The 23000-nt window shown below is 39.5% G+C and carries 19 protein-coding genes; 14 read left to right on the top strand and 5 right to left on the bottom strand.

The genetic code is table 11. The features are described 5' to 3' along the window. Positions 1 to 80: 80 nt before the first annotated feature. Positions 81 to 2069 carry a tetratricopeptide repeat protein gene (locus ACRWP9_RS08775; RefSeq protein ID WP_434928777.1) on the bottom strand — a complete coding sequence of 663 codons (1989 nt, stop codon included), beginning with the start codon at positions 2067 to 2069 and terminating at the stop codon, positions 81 to 83. A gap of 178 nt (positions 2070 to 2247) precedes the next feature. On the opposite strand from ACRWP9_RS08775, the gene ACRWP9_RS08780 reads away from it, so the two are divergent. Continuing rightward, a complete protein-coding gene (locus ACRWP9_RS08780) occupies positions 2248 to 4074 on the top strand; it encodes a M61 family metallopeptidase (protein ID WP_434928778.1) in 1827 nt (608 codons plus the stop codon). 51 nt (positions 4075 to 4125) lie between these two features. Here ACRWP9_RS08780 and ACRWP9_RS08785 read toward each other — a convergent pair whose 3' ends face one another. Continuing rightward, positions 4126 to 4683, bottom strand: coding sequence for a glutathione S-transferase family protein (locus ACRWP9_RS08785; RefSeq protein WP_434928779.1), 558 nt, complete (start codon positions 4681 to 4683; stop codon positions 4126 to 4128). A 54-nt stretch (positions 4684 to 4737) separates the two neighbouring features. Continuing rightward, positions 4738 to 5649, bottom strand: coding sequence for a recombination-associated protein RdgC (rdgC, locus tag ACRWP9_RS08790; protein WP_434928780.1), 912 nt, complete (start codon positions 5647 to 5649; stop codon positions 4738 to 4740). A gap of 303 nt (positions 5650 to 5952) precedes the next feature. Here rdgC and ACRWP9_RS08795 point away from each other — a divergent pair, with 303 nt between their 5' ends. The 5 genes from ACRWP9_RS08795 to ACRWP9_RS08815 all read left to right on the top strand — a co-directional run bounded on the left by ACRWP9_RS08795 (position 5953) and on the right by ACRWP9_RS08815 (position 13356). Further along, a complete protein-coding gene (locus tag ACRWP9_RS08795) occupies positions 5953 to 6882 on the top strand; it encodes a porin (RefSeq protein ID WP_434928781.1) in 930 nt (309 codons plus the stop codon). 204 nt (positions 6883 to 7086) lie between these two features. Further along, positions 7087 to 7776 (top strand): phosphate regulon transcriptional regulator PhoB, encoded by a 690-nt coding sequence (phoB, locus tag ACRWP9_RS08800; RefSeq protein ID WP_226415983.1) that lies wholly within the window; start codon positions 7087 to 7089, stop codon positions 7774 to 7776. 148 nt (positions 7777 to 7924) lie between these two features. Next, complete coding sequence (gene phoR / locus ACRWP9_RS08805; protein ID WP_434928984.1) at positions 7925 to 9223, top strand: phosphate regulon sensor histidine kinase PhoR; 1299 nt, start codon at positions 7925 to 7927, stop codon at positions 9221 to 9223. Between the two features lie 196 nt (positions 9224 to 9419). Then, positions 9420 to 10391, top strand: coding sequence for a PstS family phosphate ABC transporter substrate-binding protein (locus tag ACRWP9_RS08810; RefSeq protein ID WP_434928782.1), 972 nt, complete (start codon positions 9420 to 9422; stop codon positions 10389 to 10391). A gap of 1159 nt (positions 10392 to 11550) precedes the next feature. Then, the gene (locus ACRWP9_RS08815; protein WP_434928783.1) at positions 11551 to 13356 is read left to right on the top strand and encodes a M1 family metallopeptidase; all 1806 of its coding nucleotides are present in this window, start codon (positions 11551 to 11553) and stop codon (positions 13354 to 13356) included. A gap of 166 nt (positions 13357 to 13522) precedes the next feature. Here the strand turns inward: ACRWP9_RS08815 and ACRWP9_RS08820 are convergent, their stop codons facing one another. Next, entirely contained in the window at positions 13523 to 15028 is a 1506-nt protein-coding gene (locus ACRWP9_RS08820; RefSeq protein WP_434928784.1) for a peptide MFS transporter, read from the bottom strand. Positions 15029 to 15639: 611 nt separating this feature from the next. On the opposite strand from ACRWP9_RS08820, the gene ACRWP9_RS08825 reads away from it, so the two are divergent. The 5 genes from ACRWP9_RS08825 (at position 15640) to ACRWP9_RS08845 (ending at position 19485) form a co-directional block, all read left to right on the top strand. Then, on the top strand, positions 15640 to 16302 hold the full coding sequence (locus tag ACRWP9_RS08825) for an OmpA family protein (RefSeq protein WP_434928785.1): 663 nt from the start codon (positions 15640 to 15642) through the stop codon (positions 16300 to 16302). 24 nt (positions 16303 to 16326) lie between these two features. Beyond that, entirely contained in the window at positions 16327 to 17160 is an 834-nt protein-coding gene (locus ACRWP9_RS08830; protein ID WP_226410397.1) for a mechanosensitive ion channel family protein, read from the top strand. 84 nt (positions 17161 to 17244) lie between these two features. Further along, positions 17245 to 17841 carry a thiol peroxidase gene (tpx, locus tag ACRWP9_RS08835; protein ID WP_434928786.1) on the top strand — a complete coding sequence of 199 codons (597 nt, stop codon included), beginning with the start codon at positions 17245 to 17247 and terminating at the stop codon, positions 17839 to 17841. A gap of 44 nt (positions 17842 to 17885) precedes the next feature. Further along, positions 17886 to 18899: a low-specificity L-threonine aldolase gene (gene ltaE / locus ACRWP9_RS08840; protein WP_226410395.1), complete on the top strand. Its 1014-nt coding sequence runs from the start codon at positions 17886 to 17888 to the stop codon at positions 18897 to 18899. A 217-nt stretch (positions 18900 to 19116) separates the two neighbouring features. Further along, positions 19117 to 19485, top strand: a complete 369-nt coding sequence (locus ACRWP9_RS08845; RefSeq protein WP_226410394.1) for an acyl-CoA thioesterase — start codon at positions 19117 to 19119, stop codon at positions 19483 to 19485. A 162-nt stretch (positions 19486 to 19647) separates the two neighbouring features. On the opposite strand, the gene ACRWP9_RS08850 is transcribed toward ACRWP9_RS08845, so the two are convergent. Continuing rightward, a complete protein-coding gene (locus tag ACRWP9_RS08850) occupies positions 19648 to 20319 on the bottom strand; it encodes a DUF2461 domain-containing protein (RefSeq protein ID WP_434928787.1) in 672 nt (223 codons plus the stop codon). A gap of 288 nt (positions 20320 to 20607) precedes the next feature. Here ACRWP9_RS08850 and ACRWP9_RS08855 point away from each other — a divergent pair, with 288 nt between their 5' ends. From ACRWP9_RS08855 to ACRWP9_RS08865, 3 genes are read left to right on the top strand one after another with little or no spacing between them, the layout of a single operon-like run. Continuing rightward, complete coding sequence (locus tag ACRWP9_RS08855; RefSeq protein WP_226410392.1) at positions 20608 to 21039, top strand: ATP-dependent zinc protease family protein; 432 nt, start codon at positions 20608 to 20610, stop codon at positions 21037 to 21039. 1 nt (position 21040) lies between these two features. Next, on the top strand, positions 21041 to 21946 hold the full coding sequence (gene rimK, locus ACRWP9_RS08860) for a 30S ribosomal protein S6--L-glutamate ligase (protein WP_226410391.1): 906 nt from the start codon (positions 21041 to 21043) through the stop codon (positions 21944 to 21946). Continuing rightward, positions 21947 to 22960, top strand: a complete 1014-nt coding sequence (locus tag ACRWP9_RS08865; protein WP_434928788.1) for a succinylglutamate desuccinylase/aspartoacylase family protein — start codon at positions 21947 to 21949, stop codon at positions 22958 to 22960. It abuts the gene before it with no gap. Positions 22961 to 23000 lie beyond the last annotated feature (40 nt).

Raw genomic sequence — 23000 nt, forward strand, 5'->3', positions numbered from 1 at the left:
AAGATAGAGTGGCACACTAAAAATAGTAGCTGGAGCGAAGTTAAGGGTCTTGATTGATACATAGGTATTTTCGTTTTGAGTCATTGCTGCTGCAATAGCATATTGCGCGGTCTCAAAATGCAGTTCTGCAGATACTGATATATCAGGGTTGGCCAGTAATGGCATATTAATATGACCGATATAAATTCGCGATAATTTTTTTCTCTGTTAAAGCTGGGTATTATGGGGTTAAAAAGTGTGGTTTTAGCGACATAACCTTCAATCGTTGACAATAAATCCTGCGCGTTAATTGCATGATTAAAGCAACAAGCAAATTGTCCCGGCTTGATAACGTAGATATCTGCGGTTAATAACTGGCTTAATTCATTAATAAACGACTGAATAATTTTAGCTGATTCAGTTAAACCCATTTGGGTATCGCTATGAGTCAGTGCTTCTATTTTAAGTAAAGCAAAAGTGGATATCTCAGATTGGTTGTCATTTTGTAAACGTAGAATACAGGCTCTGAATCCATTTAGTTGGCTTATGGGCTCTAATAGGTATTGTTGTTTATATTCTCGTTGCGCTCGAATAATTTTCTGAGAACGGCTTATGGTCACTAACAATACAATGACAATGACAATAGCGCTGCAGATTAATAAAATAGTCATCAACTGACTGTCATTAAGGGCAGTCTTTTGTTCGTTAACTTTTGTTTGCAATAGGCTTAAATCGAATTTTAATTTTTGCTCAGTGAGCCCCGAACTCTCAGAATTATCTTCTTCTACTGCGTTTATTCCGTTGGATAATTCAATAATTTCATCAACAATGTCTATGGCAGCATTTAAGTCACCCACTTTTCGGTAAGACATTGATAGGTATTTTAATGCTTCTAACTTTTGATCTGTTAAGTTTTTTTCTGTCGCTAGGACGAGTGACTTCTTTGCATGTTCAATGGCTTCTGGCCACATTGCTAGTTTAATCAGAATTTCTGTGTACAAGGCTTCATTATAAACTAAGTAATGAGTAACATTTTTAGCGATGAAAATGCTATTAGCTTTGGCTATCGCAGCCAATGCTGCTGGCCCATTGTTAAGGTTTAAATAGGCCTCAGCAATATTGTGGCTGTTTAAACCTTGACCTATTTCATTACCAAGTCGTTCGTTAACTTGTTGTGCATTAAGATAATAGTCAATTGCTTTGTTCCATTCTTTCTTGCCTGCGTAAATCATCGCAATCACGGTCAAGGCTTCTGCCGTATATGAACCTTGGTCAAAAGTCTGGAAACTTGTAGTTGCATCATGGGCGTGTTTGAGCGCTTCATCCCACTGTTCTAAATCGCGATAAGTACGGGCTAAATTAAGTTGAGCGTGCGCTTTAATCCCTGGGTAGTTAATGCGGTTACCCACACGAAAAGCCTCTGTATAATATTGTAATGACTTTGCTGGTTCACTTCTTCTATTGTAATAACGCCCTAGCTCTAATTCTGCTAGTGCAATGAAATAGTCATTACGCAGTTGATAAGCTATTTCTCGATAACGGTTTAAATGAGTTAGGTTAGGTGATGGTTGTAAAACCATTCTATATAAGCCACTTAAGTGCTCATGAATTGAAAATCTAAATAAGGTGGCTTGCAGTGATAAGTCAGAGCTTACCTTATTCAATGCATCGTTATATTGGGTTATTGCATAAGTGTAATCTTGGGTTTCTCGCGCGCTTAACCGCCCGTTTAACATAATAATTACTGCTTTATCTAACGGTGTGGTTGCCACTATTCTTAATTGCTTTATGAGAGTGAGAGCATCCTCATTTTTTGTATCTGAGTTCACATTTGATTCAAGGTTAAGCCTAGCCAGCAATATTAATTGTTGGATCAAATCATCGGGTGACATATCAAGCTTTTTGGCAATCAGATCAAATTGACTCTTATTGCTAAACTCTAATGGAAACTGAGTACTGGATCTGAGTTCAAGGTAAAGTTCTTGTGGTGTTTCGCGAAAAGTAATTTCCTGTAATTCAAGATCAGTGGCATTAGCTGATGCAGACAAAATAATGAATACCAGTGAACACCAAATGATGATATGCCGCATAAAATCTAAACCTTCCTTGATAAGCCGACAACCGTCAGAAACTCACAATGAGTAATAATATGTAAACAGATGTTGTTTATTGCTGAGACTCTAGCAATAGGTTGTTATAATTTTTAAGATAATGCAAAACTAAATCAATATAAAAACAATAATAGAATCATACCAGAAGGATGTCACAGTGAAACCTACCTCTTTAGCAATAATGTTAAGTAGTGCTATTTTTGTCGCCAGTTGGACGACGCCAGCGTTAGCCGATGTTGAATATCAAATAGATTTAACGCAGCCACAGCATCATTTAGCCAAAGTGGCGGTGACTTTTCCGCAAACAGATACAAGCTCTCTGACTATTAATTTGCCAGTGTGGCGTACCGGTCGATATCAAGTATTACCCGTTGCCGATGGGGTGAGATTATTTAAAGCCACAGATAGTGAAGGGAAAGCATTAGATTGGCATCGAACTGCCAGTGGCGAATGGCAGGTAAAGTTACGTAAACCCTCAAGTGTAACAGTTCAATATCAAATTTATGCTAATGAACTTGGCGATCGATTACGTCATATTGATCGCAGCCATGCTTATTTAGATGCTAGTGGTATCTTTATGTATAGCCCAGTATTTCGTGACGAGGCGGTAAAAGTTAATTTGTCTGTGCCGAAAGAGTGGCGCAGTTACTCAGGCATGGAAAGTGGTAAAAAAGCCCACTCCTTTGTCGCTGATAACTACGATGTGTTGGTAGATTCTCCAATAGAAACGGGTATTAATCAGCATTTTAGTTTTAGAGCCGATGGACGGGAATATGAGGTTGTGTTTTGGGGCGAGGGTAATTATGACACTAAACAAATTATTACCGATTTAGAAAAAATAAGTCATCAGGCGAGTGTTATTTGGGATGATTATCCGTTTGAACGTTACGTTTATATGGTACACGCCACCAGTGGAGTAAGTGGGGCAACTGAGCATTTAAACTCAACTGTTATTCAATTACCGCGTTTTAGTTTTCGAGAACGTAGTGATTACTTACGTTTTATCAGTACCGCTTCACATGAGTTTATTCATAGCTGGAACGTTAAAGCTTATCGTCCTCAGGGATTAGTGCCTTACGATTATCAGTCGGAAAATATGACTGAACTGTTGTGGATAGCAGAGGGTTCAACCAGTTATTTCCAACATCAGTTGTTATTGCGTGCTGGTATTATTACCGCCGAAGAGTTTTTTGATGACCTCAGTAAACGCATTGTCAATAATCAACATAATCCAGGCCGTGAAATTCAATCGATTGCTGAAGCCAGTTTAGGTCAATGGAGCAGTACCTGGGGTGACTATGCCGTTAATCATAGTGTGAATATATACGCAGAAGGTTACATGACATCATTATCATTAGATTTTGATTTACTTGCACAAACTAAGTTAAAGCATTCATTTCGCGATGTGCACAGAAAGCTTTATCAAGATTTTAAAGTGCCGACGGGCTATAACGTCAGCGACATTAAAAATATTCTCAAAGGTTTATCAGGAAAAGATTATCAAGCGTGGTGGAGTAAAAATGTTACCTCACCCGTCACCTTGGACTTTGACGCCATGTTATTACAAGCTGGTCTTCAACTTGGATACGATAAAGAGGCTAAAACCGAAGTGAATGCAGGTTTAACCCTAACTGGTTTATATGATGATTTAACGATTTTATTTGTGACCCGAGAGGGCCCTGCATGGCAAGCTGGCATTAATGCAGGTGATCAAATTGTTGCGGTAAACGGGCTTAAAGTGAGTGCATCAAGTTGGGATAAACGGTTAGCGGATTTTAACCCTGGCGACATTATTGAGTTGACGATATTTAATAATGATCAACTGGTAAAACGCAGTCTTACTTTAGCCGAACAACCAAAAGGTGAGCTAACAATATCCCCTGTTGAAAAAGTGACTGCCGAGCATAAAGCCTTTTTTAATGCATGGTTAGGCGTAGATTGGCCATTTGATACTAAAGGTGAATATATAAAGGCTGATAAGTAGCTTAACCAGGCAATAAAATGCCCATCAAGTTGATGGGCATTTTATTAATCTTTATTGCGGTGGTTTGGTGTTAGCAAAAGGTGCATATTTTGCTATACCACTGAGAAAGCCTTTTAGATTAGAGCACTTGTCTATATTGATACGATTACGGAATAACCCCCAGTCTAAGTAACACGCTAAACGCAGCTCTGGGTCGGTATAGGGGGCGCTATCGCTTAATGTTAGTTGCTCAAACTGTGCAAGACTTGAGTCAATTCTAGCCGCTTGACGTTGGGTATATGCGACTGAGTTAATATCAACGCCATCTTTCTCTAAAAAGAACAAATTAACTGTGCTGTCTAAAGCGGTATTGACCATACAAAACAGATCGAGTTCAGCTGGCGTGCCTAAGTATGGCTGTCCAGCTTGCTGCCTGATATAAAATAAAATCGCACTTGAATCGGTTAAAAAAGTATCACCATGTTGTAGGAATGGTACCCGTTGAGTCGGCGAGAGTAACGCACTACTGGCTTGGTCCGTTTCGATAAATTCGAAATTCTGACCAGACTCCATCAATGCAATTCTGCAGTGGCGGACAAACGGTGAGGTATAACTTCCATATAGCTTCATTACCACTCCTTTCACTTATTAAAAAAGTAAGATATTTATTGATATTGTGGCAGCTTAAATACTTTGTTCCATTGGGCCAAATGCACCATGTAATGCTTGAACAAAGGCGATAAGTTCACTGCCCATTAATGCAAAATCTGCATCCAAACGCGCCATAGGATCCTCATTACCGACTTCGTCGTTACCGGCTCTAAACTCTTCAGAGAATTTAATCCGTTTCACGCTCGTATCAGACTGCATAACAAATGCGACAGACTGAGAAAAATGTAGCGCGAGTTTGTGCACTTGTTTACCGGTTGCTAAATGTGCCAATACTTCGTCTTCTTGAAGAACCTGCTGTTTAAAGCGCACAATGCCACCTTCGTCTGATTCAGATTTTAACTCAGCTTCATCTTGCATTTCAAAAGGTTGTGGTGCTTCACCCGCTTGTAACCATTCAGTCAAGGTTTGCTCAATCGGCTTGACATAACTGAGTGGAATAATAGGTAAACTGCCTAAAGCTTTACGCAATAAAGCTAACATTTCTTCAGCTTTGGTTGCACTTGAGCTATCAACTAAAATCATTTCCAGTTCTGGCAAAATAAGCGCACGGGTTTGGCTACGACGAGTGAAGGCTCTTGGCAGTAATGTGGTTGTGATGTCATCCTTCATCGCATCTTTTTCTTTTTTAGTCACAGTGCGGTTTTCTGCATCTTCAATTAAAGCCACTTTTTCATCAAGTGCTTCTTTAATGACCTGACCAGGTAATATTTTATCTTCTTTAGTGACGCAAATAAGGTGACGATTTTCTGCGCTATGGACTAAAGCTTGACCTTTTTTACCCAGCGCATTTGAAAAACCGAATTTACTGATGTCTTGGCTACCACAAGGTGAAAAGGTGAAATCTGCTAAGGCTTTTTCTAACGCTTCGGTGTCGGTGGAAAACGGTTTATTGAAACGGTACAAGGTGAGATTTTTAAACCACATAAAGAGACACTCATTATTTAATAAATAGTTGGCCAAGCAGTTTACGGCATCTGATTGGTTGGGTAAACAGGCCTTTTAAATCAGTCTATTGATTCATATGACTGAATTCATAAAAATGTCACAAAGTAATTAATTATATTTTTATTATTTAAATTCAATGGTTAAGTTACTTTTTTTTTGTGAATTATGCTTGTTTTTAAGTTTTTTCTGAATGACTGAAATATTTCTGAAACATTAGCAAGGCAAACTTCGGCTCGTTCCCAAGCTGTAAACACATATGATTAGAAACGTTGAAAGGATGAAATGATGAACTTATTTGCTAAAACTCTACTGGCTTGCGCTGTAACAGCTGCAACAGCATCAACAGCATACGCCGCAGACCCATTACAAGTTTATGGTAAGTTAAATGTATCAGCACAATCTAACGATGTAGCCGGTGAGACAGAAACAACGATTCAGAGTAATGCTTCACGTTTTGGCGTGAAAGGTAATTTTGACTTAGGTAATGACCTTGAGGCTTTCTATACTATTGAGTATGAAGTTGACACGGGTGATGATGTAAAAGAAAACTTTAAAGCGCGTAACCAATTTGTTGGTTTACAAGGTGGTTTTGGTCTTGTGTCTGTGGGTCGTAATGATACCGTTTTAAAAATATCACAAGGTAAAGTTGATCAGTTTAACGACTTAGTTGGTGATGTCAAAAATGTGTTTAAAGGTGAAAACCGTATGGCACAAACCGCGACATACATGACGCCAATGTTTAGTGATTTCCAGTTCGGCTTAACGTATGTAGCTGACGGCGATGCTGAGCAAAGCGAAAACACAGGCGTGAGTATGGCCGCTACTTATGGTGATTCAGGCTTAAAGGCAACGCCATTTTATGCTGCAATAGCTTATGATTCTGAAGTAAAAGGCTATGATACTGCGCGTGCTACAGTACAAGGTAAAGTCGCTGGTTTAGTGTTAGGCGGTATGTATCAGCAACAAGAAAAGCTTAACTCTGGTGTAACAGATAATGGTTATCTATTAAGTGCTGCATACGACATAGATGCAGTGACCTTAAAAGCACAGTATCAAGACATGGATAATAAAGGCGACTCAATGTCAGTGGGTGCAGATTACACATTGGCTAAGCCAACTAAATTATTTGCTTACTACACAACTAATGCAATGTATGACTCTGGCGATGTTGATGACTCATATTTTGGTTTAGGTTTAGAGCATAAATTTTAAGCTTAATATTTAGATGAAAAAAGGAGCTGCGGCTCCTTTTTGCTTTGTGGTATAAAATGTTATTGGATCAGTTTTGAAATGTAATTAATCCAAGCATTTTGAAGCTGTTTATCAAGGAATATGGTTAAATATCTTCAAGATCATAATTCTGTAACAAAACTGACCAATAATGGTCATCGTGGCAAATTACTGATAGAAGCGAATATGACAGCAAGGATTTTAATTGTAGAAGATGAATCAGCCATCCGTGAGATGCTGACATTTGTGATGGACCAACACGGGTTTACAACCGCTGCAGCTGAAGATTTTGATTCCGCCATTGCGTTATTAGCGGAACCTTATCCAGACTTAATTTTATTGGATTGGATGTTCCCTGGAGGCAGTGGTATTCAATTAGCCAAACGGTTAAAGCAAGATGAGTTTACCCGTCAAATCCCTATTATCATGCTTACCGCCCGTGGCGAAGAGGAAGATAAGGTTAAAGGCTTAGAAGTAGGGGCAGATGATTACATCACTAAACCCTTTTCCCCCAAAGAACTTGTTGCACGTATTAAGGCGGTATTAAGACGCAGTGCGCCAACAAGGCTTGAGGAAACAATAGACGTACAAGGTTTACAATTAGACCCAGTTAGTCATCGTGTTTCAGCAGGTGATGGGGTACTCGATATGGGACCTACTGAATTTAGGTTGTTACATTTTTTTATGACACACCCAGAACGTGTTTATAGCCGCGAACAATTGCTTGATAACGTTTGGGGAACAAACGTTTATGTTGAAGATCGTACCGTTGATGTGCATATTCGACGTTTACGTAAAGCGATAGAGCAAGGCGGACACGATAAGTTAATCCAAACGGTTCGTGGAGCTGGTTACCGATTTTCAACAAGGATGTAGCGAATATTCACTGTTTGAATATTCATATCACTATGTTTGCAGTGGCTAAAAGTGCTGGTCTAGCCACTCAAATGTGAAGTCACTCTGTATGGCAGTTAAATTATCATTATTGATTAATTTAACTGCCATACAGCGATTTAGGTAACGTATATTGAACTCTTATTCTGGCTTTCGCTTGCTTTTTCGCCTTGGGGTGATGGTACTGCTATTAGTGCTGGTGGGCTGGATTGTTGACTATATAGTGTTAACAATACTTCTTGGTTCCGCAGCACTATTGTTCTGGCATTACCGTCAGTTGTCTAGGTTAAGCCATTGGTTATGGAAAGATAAAAAGCTTACGCCACCGCAGGGGCGGGGGAGCTGGGAGGGTATTTTTAATGGTATTTATCGGCTTCAAGGAAAAAACCGCCGTCGAGTGGGTCAGCTAGCATCATTACTTGGACGCTTCAGACAAGGTGCTGAAGCACTGCCCGATGCTGCTGTGGTGCTAGATTCAGAGCACAATATTTTATGGTGTAACAAACTGGCTCAATTAATATTAGGTTTTGTGTGGCCACAAGATAATGGCCAGCGAATTGATAACCTCATTCGTCACCCTGATTTTTCAGCCTACTTGCGTAAACATAATTTCAGTGAACCTTTAGAGATCCCATCGCCTGTATCAGAAAGACGTCTGCTAGAAATTCGGCTAATGCCCTATGGTGATCGTCAGTTATTATTAATGGCGCGCGATATTACCCGCATTCATCAATTAGAAAGCATGCGTAAAGACTTTGTGGCTAACGTATCCCATGAGCTAAAAACCCCGCTGACAGTATTACAGGGGTATTTAGAGATAATGCAAACCATGGAAGACGATAACTCACCAAATCAAAAACCGCTTAATATGATGCAGCAACAAACGAGCCGAATGCAATCTATGGTAGAGCAGCTACTGGCATTGTCGCGTATTGAAGCGGGAGCCAGCATTGATCTGTCTCACACTGTCAATATGGATAGCATGTTTAGTCAGCTTAAAACTGAAGCTCAAGCATTAGCAGCAGAACAATATGAATTGGTGTTTTTCTGTGAACCGGGATTAAATATTCATGGCCAAGAACAGCAGCTTAGAAGTGCATGCTCTAATTTAATATCAAATGCGATTCGCTATACCTCACCAGGAGGAAAAGTCTCTATAACATGGCAAAGTGTAGCCAGTGGTGCAAAGTTTTCGGTAACAGATACCGGAGTGGGTATCGCTCCTCAACATATCAATCGTTTAACTGAGCGTTTTTACCGAGTAGATAACGCCCGCTCCAGTAAGACGGGTGGCAGTGGCTTAGGTTTGGCAATTGTGAAGCATGCATTAAGTCATCATCACAGTGAATTGACAGTATTGAGTGAGCTTGGTAAAGGCAGTACTTTTAGCTTTATCGTTCCTACCCATTTAATTGATAGGAAAAACTAATTTTTTGATATTCAGAATGCCGTCATAATGACGGCATTTTCATTTTTGTGACTTTACTATTTCAATAATGATGTTAAATCAGCAAATATATTTCACCTGTCACCTAACTGTCACATTACAGTCATAGACTTGTCATCATTGGAGTTGATACTGACTGCGTTATAAAAACTTAGCACGCTTAATTTGGAGCAATACAATGAAACTGAAAAAACTTGTCGGCGCAATTACCCTAACAGCCGCTGGTGTGTTCTCGGCAGCATCTATGGCTGCAATTGATGAAACGTTACCTATGTATGAAAAAACAAGTGGTGTTTCTGGTAACTTGTCTTCTGTTGGTTCTGATACGTTAGCGAATATGATGACGTTATGGGCAGAAGAGTTTAAGCATATATATCCTAATGTTAATATCCAAATTCAAGCAGCTGGCTCTTCTACAGCGCCTCCAGCATTAACTGAAGGAACTTCACAGTTCGGTCCAATGAGCCGTAAAATGAAGCCTAATGAAGTTGAGTCATTTGAAAAGCATTTCGGTTACCAACCAACGGCTATTCGTGTTGCAATTGATGCTTTAGCTGTGTTTGTGCATAAAGATAACCCAATTAAAGGATTAAGCATCGAGCAAATCGATAGCATTTTCTCTTCAACAAACAAGTGTGGTGGTAAGCAAGTTGAACGTTGGGGTGACTTAGGCCTAGACGGTAACTGGACAGCAAAAGATGTCCAATTATACGGCCGTAACTCAGTATCTGGTACTTATGGCTACTTTAAAGAAAAAGCATTATGTAAAGGCGATTTCCGTCCAAATGTGAATGAGCAACCAGGTTCTGCATCTGTCGTACAGTCTGTATCTCAAGGTCTTAACGCAATTGGTTACTCTGGTATTGGTTATAAAACAGCGGGTGTAAAAGCTGTAGCTGTATCTAAGAAAGGCGATAAGTTTATCGACGCATCAGCTGCCAATGCTGCCAATGGGACTTACCCACTTTCTCGTTACTTGTACGTTTATATCAACAAGCACCCAAACAAAGATTTATCGCCGATGGATCGCGAGTTCATTCGCTTCATATTATCTAAGCAAGGTCAGCAAGTTGTTGAAAAAGATGGTTATGTACCATTACCTCGCACAGTAATAGCAAAAGATTTAGAGAAAGCCGGCATCCGTCTTTAAACTAAATTAAGTTGCACTATTAAAGACCTCCATAGTGAGGTCTTTTTTTTGCTTCGAGCTTAGCGGTATTTTGGAAGCAAAAAAAAGCAACCTATTAAGGTTGCTGTAACTGCAATGTGCAATTCTGTTGATAGGATAACTCACTATCGAGAGGGGAGATGATGATGAACAAAATCATTTACAGGCTCAAACGTTCAGTAAAAGTAGGTATATAAAATTCGGTTCATATATTCAGACTAGCGTTATTTATAAAAGTTCCAAATAAAGATAAAAAAATTGAATCAACTATCTTAAGTACTGTTCCCACTAACATTGCTCGCCGCTTTCTTATTAGAAAGCACTTTACTATAAAACGCCTGTTAAAAATGATGGCACTAAAACATAGTGGAAGCTTAGCCGTTACGGTGTTTTTCAAGACAATCGGTAAAAAACAGCCAAAAAAAAGCAACCTATTAAGGTTGCTGTAACTGCAATGTGCAATTCTGTTGATAGGATAACTCACTATCGAGTGGGGAGATGATGATGAACAAAATCATTTACAGACTCAAACTTTCAATAAATTGGGGTGTACAAAATTCGGTTCATATATTCAGACTGGCGTTATTTATAAAAGTTCCAAATAAAGATAAAAAAACTAACAAAAATGTGCCGAGTATTATCTGACAGCTCTGTTCTGATGAAAAGGACTCAAGGTTAGCGTTAAAAATGTTATTTTTTTATCGTTTGATGAGCGCAGCGTTATAAAATCCGCTTTATCAATGTGCAAGAAAAAGATTATCCATAAACCGGGTGACGGCTTCGACCTCAAAAAATAGTTAAAAAAAAGCAACCTATTAAGGTTGCTGTAACTGCAATGTGCAATTCTGTTGATAGGATAACTCACTATCGAGAGGGGAGATGATGATGAACAAAATCATTTACAGACTCAAACTTTCAATAAACTGGGGTGTACAAAATTCGGTTCGTATATTCAGACTGGCGTTATTTATAAAAGTTCCAAATAAAGTTAATTATTTTTATTACTCTCATAATTTAAGGCTATAAACCTGTCGAAGCTCAGAGGGGCGATACTAAAGAAGCCTTTTAAATGTTATGTTTGGTGCGATTAATTTGACTTAACTTAACAGTCAAAACTAAAACTGCAATTAAGGATATTAAAGTGGCCACTAGTCTAACTTCATCATGGGACCATCAGTATGATTACCATTCAAGTGCAAATGCTGACACGGTTTGTGTTTCTCATTTAGAACTTAATCTAGAAGTTGATTTTAGTGCTAAGCAACTTATCGGGCAGGTCACCTTATACTTTGATTTAAATAAAGAATCATCTAGTCAACATGGACAACTTATTTTAGATTGCCGTGATTTAACCTTGATAAGTGTGAGTGACTTACAAGGGCAACAACTTGACTTTTCGCTGGTAGATGTAGGGGATATCTTAGGGCAAAAGTTGGTGATACAGATTAATCAATCAATTAGAGCTGTCACCGTTCATTACGCCACGTCCCCACACGCCCAAGGCTTACAGTGGTTGACCCCGGAACAAACTTTGGGCAAGCAACAACCCTATTTATTTAGTCAATCACAACCGATTAATGCCAGAAGCTGGATCCCTTTGCAAGATACGCCTAAAGCACGGGTAACGTTCGACGCCACCATTAAAGTCAATAATGGTTTACGCGCGGTAATGAGTGCACTTAATAATCCCCAGATGCCTAAAGATGGCATTTTCCATTTTGTGATGGATAAGCCCATACCGACTCATCTACTGGCTTTAGCGGTAGGGGACTTAGCGTTTGAAGCGACAGGACCCAGAAGTGGTATTTATACCGAACCAGCAATGCTGGCAAGTGCGGTTAAAGAGTTTGAAGATACAGAAGCGATGATCGAGGTAGCGGAGTCATTACTTGGCCCCTATGCGTGGCAAAGGTACGACATGATTGTATTACCACCTAGTTTCCCCTTTGGCGGTATGGAAAATCCTATGCTGGCATTTATGACCCCAACCTTGATAGCGGGTGATAAAAGTTTAGTGTCTACGGTAGCCCATGAGCTGGCACATTCTTGGACTGGAAACTTGGTCAGTAATGCGACATGGCGTGATCTGTGGCTTAACGAAGGATTTACCACCTACTTTACTAATCGTATCGTTGAAGCTGTATATGGCAAAGAGCAAGCTGATTTAGAATGGGTGAATGAATACACTCGTTTAGAATCTGAAATGCAGTCTGTTGATTTAATAGATCAAACCTTGCCTGCAAATGTTCAAACGCGAGATCCAAATCAGGCATTTAATCGTTTCACCTATGATAAAGCATCAATGTTTGTCCATGAACTAGAGCAGCGTTTTGGCCGTGAATCCTTTGATGCTTTTTTGTTTCAATATGTCACTCACTTTGCTTTCAAAGCCATTACCACTGAAGTCTTTATGGCTTATATGCTGCAACATGTATTACCCAATTGTCCAGATAAGTTATCTGAAGTTGAATTAAAAGAATGGGTATATGGTGAAGGACTGCCTCATTGGTTTGTACCTCCTTCTTCGAGTAGTTTAGACAAAGTACATTTGGCGCTTATGGAAATTGAACATAAAAAACCAGCAAAAATGCTGAATGTGAGTGACTGGCGGGTTCATCATTGGCAATATTTTTTAAATCAGTTGCCACAGGTTATCAGCCAAGAACAGTTACTTGATTTAGATGACACCTTTTTATTTAGTCAAAGTAAAAACGCAGAAATTGTTTGTGATTGGTTTAGGGTCGCTATTCGAAATCATTATGATCCCGTGCTTGAACCCTTATCGGCGTTTCTCATTTCAGTCGGGCGGGCTAAGTTTGTTAAACCACTTTATAGCGAGTTATTGGTTGCTGGGTATAAACAGGAAGTTGAGCAAATATACGCTAAGGCTAGGGCAGGATACCACCCATCACTGCAAGTGCAATTAGATAAGCTATTGAGTTGGTGAGAGAAGGTTAATAAATTCTAGTTAACCATTATATCGTAATCATTATTCAATCAAGACTGTACAAATAAAATGGGCCTTAGATTTTCATCTAAGGCCCATTTCTAAATCATTAATATGATGATTTACTTATCTATTAAGCTACCTTAGTAACTTCACTAGCAAGTGATTAACGCTGAATCGCTTCGTGTTCAGCAGTAACGGCAATTTCTTCCGCTAATGCTTCTTCTTCAGAATCATTATGGCCTTCAGCACCGTGCATCCAATCCACTAACTTGTCAGCCATGAAGTATAAAATTATACCTGAAACCGCCGCTGTAATTGCGATGCCCGCGAAGATTGACATTGCATTGGCAAGTTGATCTTCAACGCTGCCACCGTGGCCAATGAGTGAACCAACTAATCCGCCAACTTTGTTCGCAATAGCAATAAATAGGAACCATGCGCCCATCATAAGTGATGCTATACGCAGTGGAGCCAGTTTAGTGACCATAGATAAACCAATTGGTGATAAACATAGTTCACCCATAGTATGGAAGAAATATGCGCCGACTAACCACCACATGCTTGATTTGATTGAAGCGTCGCCGCCCATTTGTAAAACAGCACCAATCATGAATAAGAAACCAATGCCAAGTAACACTAAACCAAGGGCAAACTTAACGGGCGAATTGGGTTCGTTCTTACCTAAACGTATCCAAATTGAGGCTATAACTGGAGCAAAAATGACGATAAAAATAGCATTCAGTGATTGGAAGTAAGTGGTAGGCACTTCCCAGCTACCAATCATACGGTCAGTAAAGTTATTGGTGAATAGGTTCATTAATCCACCGGCTTGTTCAAAACCAGCCCAGAAGATAATGGTAAATAAACCCATAATCATGATCACTTTTATGCGATCACGTTCAATTTTAGTCAGTGGCTCACTGCGGACTTGGCCCTTAAGTGCATTCCTGTCTCGTTCGAGTTTTGCCGCTGGAACAGTACCTATATCGCCAAGTAATCTTTGAGCAAAAAAGAATTGAATAATTAACGATGCAACCATACCAACACCTGCACAGAAGAAACCAGCCTGCCAGTTGTTAACAAATACCTCTTGTCCTGCAACCACTTCAGTATGACCAAAAGTGGTGTAAGCCCAAGCTACAATAATACCCGATAGCGCGGCGCCAACGTTGATACCCATGTAAAAAATAGTAAATGCACCATCTCGACGGTGATCACCTTCTTCATACAAGTCGCCAACCATAGTAGAGATGTTAGGTTTAAACAGTCCGTTACCCAATATCAACGTACCTAAACCAATATAGAAAAGAGTGGTTTCTAAACCAGAAAACCAGCTATGCGGCGCAGCAAGGGTAAATTGCCCTATTGCCATTAACGCACCACCAATATAAATAGATTTACGTTGGCCAAGGTAATTATCTGCTAACCAACCACCAATAAGCGGCGTTAAATAGACTAAACCGGTGAAGGTTCCGTAAAGAGATAATGCATCCTGTGGCGTCCAACCTAAACCACTACCACCATCTGTTTGAACTTTATCAACCAAATAAAGGACCAATATGGCACGCATTGCGTAATAACTGAAACGTTCCCACAATTCAGTTGTAAAGAGAAGGAACAATCCTTTTGGATGCCCAAGCATCGTTCCTGGTGCTTTTACTTCACTCATTAAGTTTTCCACCTTAAAGCTTGTGATTGGCTGCGGCACAAGTTGCACCACAGAATAATTGTTTGCAAATTTAGGCAAAGTATTGCGATTAAGCATTGCATCAAGAAGATGTTGTGCTTTTTATCTGGGCAATCTTGGCCGATTTATTGTTCATTTCTTATAATAAATATTATTCATTTAATGTTTAATTTGTTTAAAACATCAAAAATCCCACCTTATATACCCTTTTCAGGACGCTTAAGTCAATGTTTGTGCGGGTGTCAGGCGCATTTTGCAGGTTACATTTTTGTAAACATATGTCATTTTTTAGTTGGCTTGTATGCTTATTATACAGTGCGAGTTATTTTCAATATTGCGATGCTGGTTAAAGCGACTGTTGTCAAGTTTGTGAGTTTGTTGCCGATAATTAAAAATTCACTTTATAAGTGTTAGATGGTGCTATTTTGAGCTGAAATACATAAAGCATTAACTTGTTTGCAGCAATTTATGTTTGCTTGATTGCAAATGTGTCGCTAAAAGTTAAAATATGTATAATTCAAACTTGTTGAAAAAAAGTTAAAACCTCAAAAGATGTTGTCTTACTATATTAAAATCACATGATTGGAGACTGCATGCGTTCATTACTGACTATATTCGTACCTGTATTAATACTATGGCTTTTTTTGAACAGCACCCCAACTTTGGCATGGATTGATTCAGATATGGATGGCGTACCAGATAAAAAAGATGCCTGTGCTGATACTCCTCAAGGTGAGGTGGTTATGGCTAATGGCTGTAACGATCCAGCTTTTGCTTTAACTGAATCCAATATTGATGAAGCTCCTATTTTTGATGAAGAACCTATAACAGCAGTTGCTGAACAACCAACCAGCACTACAGAATATGTTAATCGCTGCGAGCAACTGGGTGCTGATGGCGTAGTTAATTGTTTACAGCAAGTTGTACAACCTATTTATTTTGAATTTGCTAAAGCAGAGGTGATGTTATCGCAAAGACCTGTGTTTGACAGTATCAATAAAATAATAGCCCAAGGTAATAATGTAACTTTAGACCTAGTTGGACATGCCGATTTATTGGGAAGTGATGAGTTAAATCAAGCGCTTTCATTAGCCCGGGCAAACAGCGTAAAAGCAATATTAGTCACCGAATTTAATTTTAATCCTGACAACATTTCTGTAAAAGGGATGAGTAACACCCAACCCGCTGCGGATAACGCCACATCTGAAGGGCGACAACGCAATAGACGGGTAGAATTTATCATTTCGGCAGAATAATCTGTCACTTTAGGGAGTAAAAAAATGGAAAACCTTGACGGTTTAGAAGCGTTAATAAAGCAAGCACCAGAGTTTATTATGGCTTATGGACTTAAAACATTAGCTGCTTTGGCGATGTTTTTTATTGGTAAGTATTTTGCTGGTGTAGCAAAACGCCTCACTGATAAAGTATTAACCAGTCGCAAAGTTGATCAAACTGTAGTGTCATTTGTGTCAAACCTTGCATGGTCAGTTGTATTTGTATTCACCATTGTGGCTACATTAGGTCAAATAGGCGTGCAAACCGCTTCACTCGTAGCTGTTATTGGTGCTGCAGGTTTGGCTGTTGGTTTGGCATTACAGGGGTCACTATCTAACTTTGCCTCAGGCGTATTAATGGTATTATTCCGTCCATGTCGTGTGGGTGACTTTATCGAAGCCGCAGGCGTTGCCGGTGTAGTAGATGAGATTACTATTTTCTCGACTAAGCTTCGTACGGGTGATAATAAACTTATCACTGCGCCAAACTCAGCCATTATGAATGGCACTATTACCAATTATTCAGCGCTTGAAAAGCGTCGTATCGACTTAGTCATCGGTGTGGGCTATACCTCTGATATCGCGAAAACTAAAAAAGTATTGGCTGAAGTATTAGATAACAATGAATTTGTATTAAAAGATCCTGCTTACACTATTGGTTTAGCTGAGTTAGCTGATTCATCGATTAACTTCGTTGTTCGTCCATGGGTGAGCACGGGTGATTACTGGCCAGCGCGTTTTCAAATTTTAGAGCAAATCAAAAATGCATTAGATGCAGCTGAGATTGAAATACCATTTCCACAAATGGATTTACATGTTAAAGAATTAGCAGCAAGTTAATCAGTTATTTGATTAACTGCGTATATCAAGAACCAGCCACAAGGCTGGTTTTTTATTATTTTTATCATTAATCAGGAGAATATAATGACATTTCAACAATCTTTATTGAACATAGGTTTGTCCTTAGTGTTAATTGCCAGTCCAGTATTTATTCACTTTACGCAAGCTGCTGAAGTCACAATGGGTGGACAACCGGTGGTGCTTAAAGGTGATTTACCCGCTAATAATATGCCAGCCCCTGAGTTTAAAGTGGTTGATGATAAGTTTAATCCGGTTAATTTAAGTGATTTTAAAGGTAAAACAGTATTAATCAGTGCCGTACCAAGCTTAGATACCGGTGTGTGTGCGTTGCAAACAAAACGATTTAACAGTGAATTTGCTAATTTTGATGCCGACGTTGTTATGCTGACTATTAGTACAGATTTACCTTTTGCTCAAAAGCGTTTTTGCCAAACTGAAAGCGTTGATAAAATTAAAGTATTATCTGATTCAGTATGGCGTAACTTTGCTGACCAATATGGATTATTGATTGAAAGCCGTGGCTTACTGGCTCGGGCAATATTTATTATTGATGCCAATGGCCAGCTACAGTATCAAGAGCTTGTTAAAGAAGTCGGCAGCCACCCTGATTATGATGCGGCAATAGCAGCATTAACAAAAATTGCTGCAGCTAAATCTTAATCCGTTACACTGTCGGCCATGGTTTGAATAAATGATGATTTATTATGATTGATTTTAGAAGCGATACTGTTACTCAACCTACAGCAGCAATGCGCAAAGCAATGGCCAGTGCCCTTGTGGGTGATGATGTTTATGGTGATGACCCGACAGTCAACAATCTACAAGATATGGCCGCTGAAATGTATGGCTTTGATGCGGCCTTATTTGTTAGCTCTGGTACTCAAGCTAATTTATTGGCATTAATGTCACATTGTGAGCGTGGAGACGAGTATTTATGCGGTCAACAAGCGCACAATTATAAATTTGAAGGCGGCGGTGCTGCGGTGCTTGGTAGCATTCAGCCACAGCCGTTAAATAATCAGCAAGACGGTAGTATTTTATTGTCAGATATCGACGCTGCTATTAAACCTGATGACGTTCATTTTGCCAGAACCCGTTTATTGAGCTTAGAAAATACCATTGGCGGTAAAGTCTTATCGCAAGAGTATTTAGCACAAGCACAAACTTTGGCCTTTAATCGGGGTTTAAAAATTCATTTAGACGGCGCAAGAATAGCCAATGCAGCGGTTGCCCAAAATCTTGCGATTGCTGATATTACCCAATATTTTGATTCGGTTTCTATTTGTCTATCAAAAGGGTTATGTGCCCCAATTGGCTCTATTTTGTTAGGCGATGAGCGGCTTATTGGTAAAGCGACTCGTTGGCGTAAAATGTTGGGCGGCGGAATGCGTCAAGCTGGTATTATTGCCGCAGCGGCTAAATTGGCTTTAACCGATCAAGTTGAACGATTAGTTGAAGACCATCACCACGCAAAACAGCTCGCTGAGGCATTATATCAATTTGACGAATTTGAGATTGATATGAAATCAGTACAAACCAATATGGTATTTGCTCGTTTAGCCAGTCATATAGATCCCAATCGATTATCACACGCGTTATTGCAAAAAGGTATTAAGGTTAGCCCTAGTCAGCAACTGCGCCTAGTAACCCATGCTGATATTACAGCGAAAGATATTTCTACTTTCATTACATCTTTAAAGCAGGTGTTATCTACTTAACTAGGGCCGTACTTTTATCCGCTGATAGTAAACGTCATTCGTGATATGAGTGATGCCTTGAATGGCGTTAAATAGTGCAAATATAATTCCGTTATAGGGCAGTTTTTATTAACCAATCATATAAGTAATTGATTATTAAGGTGACTAAAACTGGCTTGAACTTTGCTACCTCTTTAGTGATACAAGAGTTTCTTATTAATAACTAAAGGGTTTTCTTATGAAATACTACAGCCGCCACTTAATACTTCCGGTCCATTTAAACAGTAGCCATACTCTATGCTGCGGTCAGCTATTGAGTTGGATAAATGAACAGGCAACAATATTTGCCAGTTGCCAAATGAACAGCCAATGCCATGTTGCTAAGCTGATTGCCGAGATCAGCTTTATGACTCCAGGATTGGTTGGCGATATGCTTGAATTTGGTTTTGAAAGTGTAAGTTTAGGTCAAAGCTCAGTGACTATTCGTTGTAAAGTACGCAACAAAGTCACTCAGGCACCTATAGCCAGTGTCGATAAAATGGTCTTTGTTAACATAAATGCTAATGGGGTACCCGTACCCCATGGCATGCGAGCAAATGCGGCTTAGCTGTTTCATCATTATTACTTTGCTTTAACTCTTTTGCTAGATAAGCTTTTTAAGCTACTGACGCATCTCTTTCTTGATTGAATGTATGGCTATATTACTGTTGGTATTATTAATGATGCACAAAGATTATATTTAGTTGCCATTAGGTTTATCGGCAACAGTTTAGTAATCTAACTCAAGCGCAAAACACAGATAGGCCATTAATTGAGTCGTTTTTTGAAATTCCTTTTGACAGAACTCGACAAAATCAGCCCGGCAAACTTGTGCTTCAGTTATCGTCTTTAGCGCGATAAAGTCTTTCCGTTTTAGTTCAGTAAGTAGCGGATGATCTTTATCAAATCCCCTTGGTGGTCTGACTAAACTGTCACCTGTCATAACAAATCCTGCTCTTTCTATCGCTTGTAACGCTTTTTTATAGCCATTAGGGTTTTCATCGATACAGTGTCTTATGGCATTTAAGGCTGTTGATTCTGGATGCCAAATACCTGCAGCGATAAAACATTCATTATTGGCTAAATGCACATAAAACCCAGGTGAATGGACATCTTTAGCCTGGAAATGTTTAAATTGAATCCCAATATTAGTTTTATAAGGTGTTTTATCTTTACTAAAACGACTATCTCTTTGGGGGCGCATTAAGCTGCCGCCGACTTTTTTGGGCACAGCATTAAAACGTGGTAACAAGGATAAAATAGGCCCTTGCATGGCTTCAATAAATTGTAATGCGGGTGTACGCACTTGAGCTTCATAACGAGGTTGATTGGCTTTAAACCAATCACGGTCATTATGCTGATTTAGCTCGGTTAAAAATAGGAAGCTATTGTGAGTGAACATTGTTATGCCTTGATAATTAATTCTTTTATTATTAATAGGTTAGTATTAGTCTGTTGAGTGCGTGTTTGTAAAGCGTTATGGTTGATAATACTAACGTAAAAATTCTAATTAAAAAAATTTGTTTTATTAAAAATGCAGTGTATATTGCGCCAAAATTGATTGATATTAGCTATGATTAACTGACTTTCTCGCATACTCAAGTATGCAGTAGATGATATGACATTTGATGAGTAGTATCGGACAAGTTATTCGAGAAAGACTTATTTCCTTTAAACGTAAGGACTGACCATGACGAAACAAACCCTCGATATAGTGGGATGGCGAGAATGGGGCACGTTTCCTGAAATTGGCAATGAAAAAGTCAAAATTAAGGTAGATACAGGGGCAAAAACCTCTTGTTTACATGCTTTTAAAATTAAACCGTTCCAAAAAGAAAAAGAAAAGTGGGTGCGTGTATGGTTGCATCCTGAACAAGAATCTGAACGTGAAGTTATCTGTGAATTCCCCATTTTTGATCGCCGTAATGTTAGCGATTCTGGTGGACACGTGACTAAACGGTATGTAATTAAAACACCAATCATTATCGGTAGAAAGCAGTTCGATATCGAACTCACCCTAACCAATAGAGATAATATGAAATTTCGTATGTTGTTAGGTCGCCGAGCACTGGAAGGACGTTTTTTAGTGGATTCAGCAGCATCTTATATAACTGGAGAGTAAAATGCACATTGCAATTATGTCACGGAATAAGAATCTTTATTCCACCAATCGTTTAAAAGAAGCCGCTGAAGCTCGTGGGCATGAAGTTAAAGTTATCGACCCATTAAAGTGTTATATGAACATCAACATGAATGCACCAAGTATTCATGCTCGTGGTGTTGAATTGCCTAAGTTTGATGCTGTTATCCCTCGTATTGGTGCTTCTGTGACCTTCTACGGTACTGCTGTTTTACGTCAATTTGAAATGATGGGCACTCATCCATTAAACGAATCTGTGGCGATTACGCGTTCACGCGATAAATTACGTTCATTACAGTTATTATCTCGTAAAAATATTGGCTTACCAGTTACCGGTTTTGCAAACAAGCCTGCCGACGTACCTGATTTATTAGATATGGTTGGCGGCGCACCGTGTGTGATTAAACTACTTGAAGGTACCCAAGGTATTGGCGTAGTACTTGCTGAGACGCGTAAAGCGGCTGAGTCTGTTATTGAAGCCTTTATGGGGCTTAAAGCCAACATCATGGTGCAGGAATATATCGCTGAAGCCGGTGGGGCTGACATTCGTTGCTTTGTGATTGGTGATAAAGTGATTGCTGCAATGAAGCGTCAAGCGTTAGCTGGCGAGTTCCGCTCTAACTTACACCGTGGTGGTACGGCAACTGTGGTTAAGCTAACGCCAGAAGAGCGCTCTACTGCGATTCGAGCCGCTAAAACAATGGGGCTGAATGTTGCTGGTGTTGATATTTTACGTTCTAAACATGGTCCACTCGTGATGGAGGTGAACTCATCACCAGGTCTTGAAGGCATTGAAAAAGCTACCGGTATTGATGTAGCCGATAAGATTATTCAATTTATTGAAAAGAATTCTACAAAAAGCAGCTCTAAAACCAAAGGGACGGGTTAAATGGTCAAAAAACGCGAAGCTTTCACTCTTGGTGAAGTGAGCGTTAAAGCTGGCACGCAACAAAGCGTTAAGCTACCTGCGGCAAGGCTTTATAACGATACACCTATGGAGTTACATGTTGAAGTTTTCCATGGCCTAAAAGCCGGGCCGACTTTATTAGTGTGCGCCGCTATCCATGGTGATGAGCTAAATGGTATTGAAATTTGTCGACGTTTGTTAAGCAAAATAAATGCTAAATCGTTAACAGGTACCATACTTGTCGTGCCTATTGTTAACGTGTTTGGTTTTATTCAGCAATCACGATACTTACCAGATCGTCGAGATTTGAATCGATGTTTTCCTGGGTCATCAAAAGGGGCTTTGGCTAGTCGTCTAGCCCATTTGGTGTCGCATACATTAGTTGATCGGGCGACGCACATTATAGATTTACATACCGGTGCCGTTCACCGTGACAACTTACCTCAAATCCGTTGTGATACCGATGATGAAGTGATGTTTGGTATGGCAAATGCTTTTGGTGCACCTGTGATTATGACGTCTAAAAATGTCACAGGCTCAATGCGTGGTTATGCTAACGGTAAAGGCATACCTTGTATTTTATACGAGGCAGGTGAAGCCTTACGCTTTAGTGAAATGTCGATTAAGTCGGGTCTTAATGGTGTATTAAATGTCATGCGCCACCTAGAAATGATTAAAGGCCGTATTCGCATCAAAGGTAATAGCGTCAACGCCAGTCGCAGCTATTGGGTACGAAGTGAAGCTGATGGGTTAATTAACATTAAGCTTAAGCTGGGTGAAAGAGTTAATAAAGGTAATATCTTAGCTTATATTGTTAACCCACACGGTGGTGAGCCTTATGCGCTGCGCGCTCCTACTGATGGCATCATTATTGGTAATAGTAATATTCCTGTGACTAATGAAGGTGAAGCCTTATTCCATATTGCTCAATTTGAGGGTGATGAGATTGAAATCGTCAATGATAGTTTAGATGATTTTATGGCTGAATATGCTTAAAAAGTTTGCTGGCTAGAATTAAAAATGCCGCTGAATTCAG

The sequence above is a fragment of the Shewanella sp. HL-SH2 genome (assembly GCF_051164935.1).
Classification (GTDB): domain Bacteria; phylum Pseudomonadota; class Gammaproteobacteria; order Enterobacterales; family Shewanellaceae; genus Shewanella; species Shewanella glacialimarina.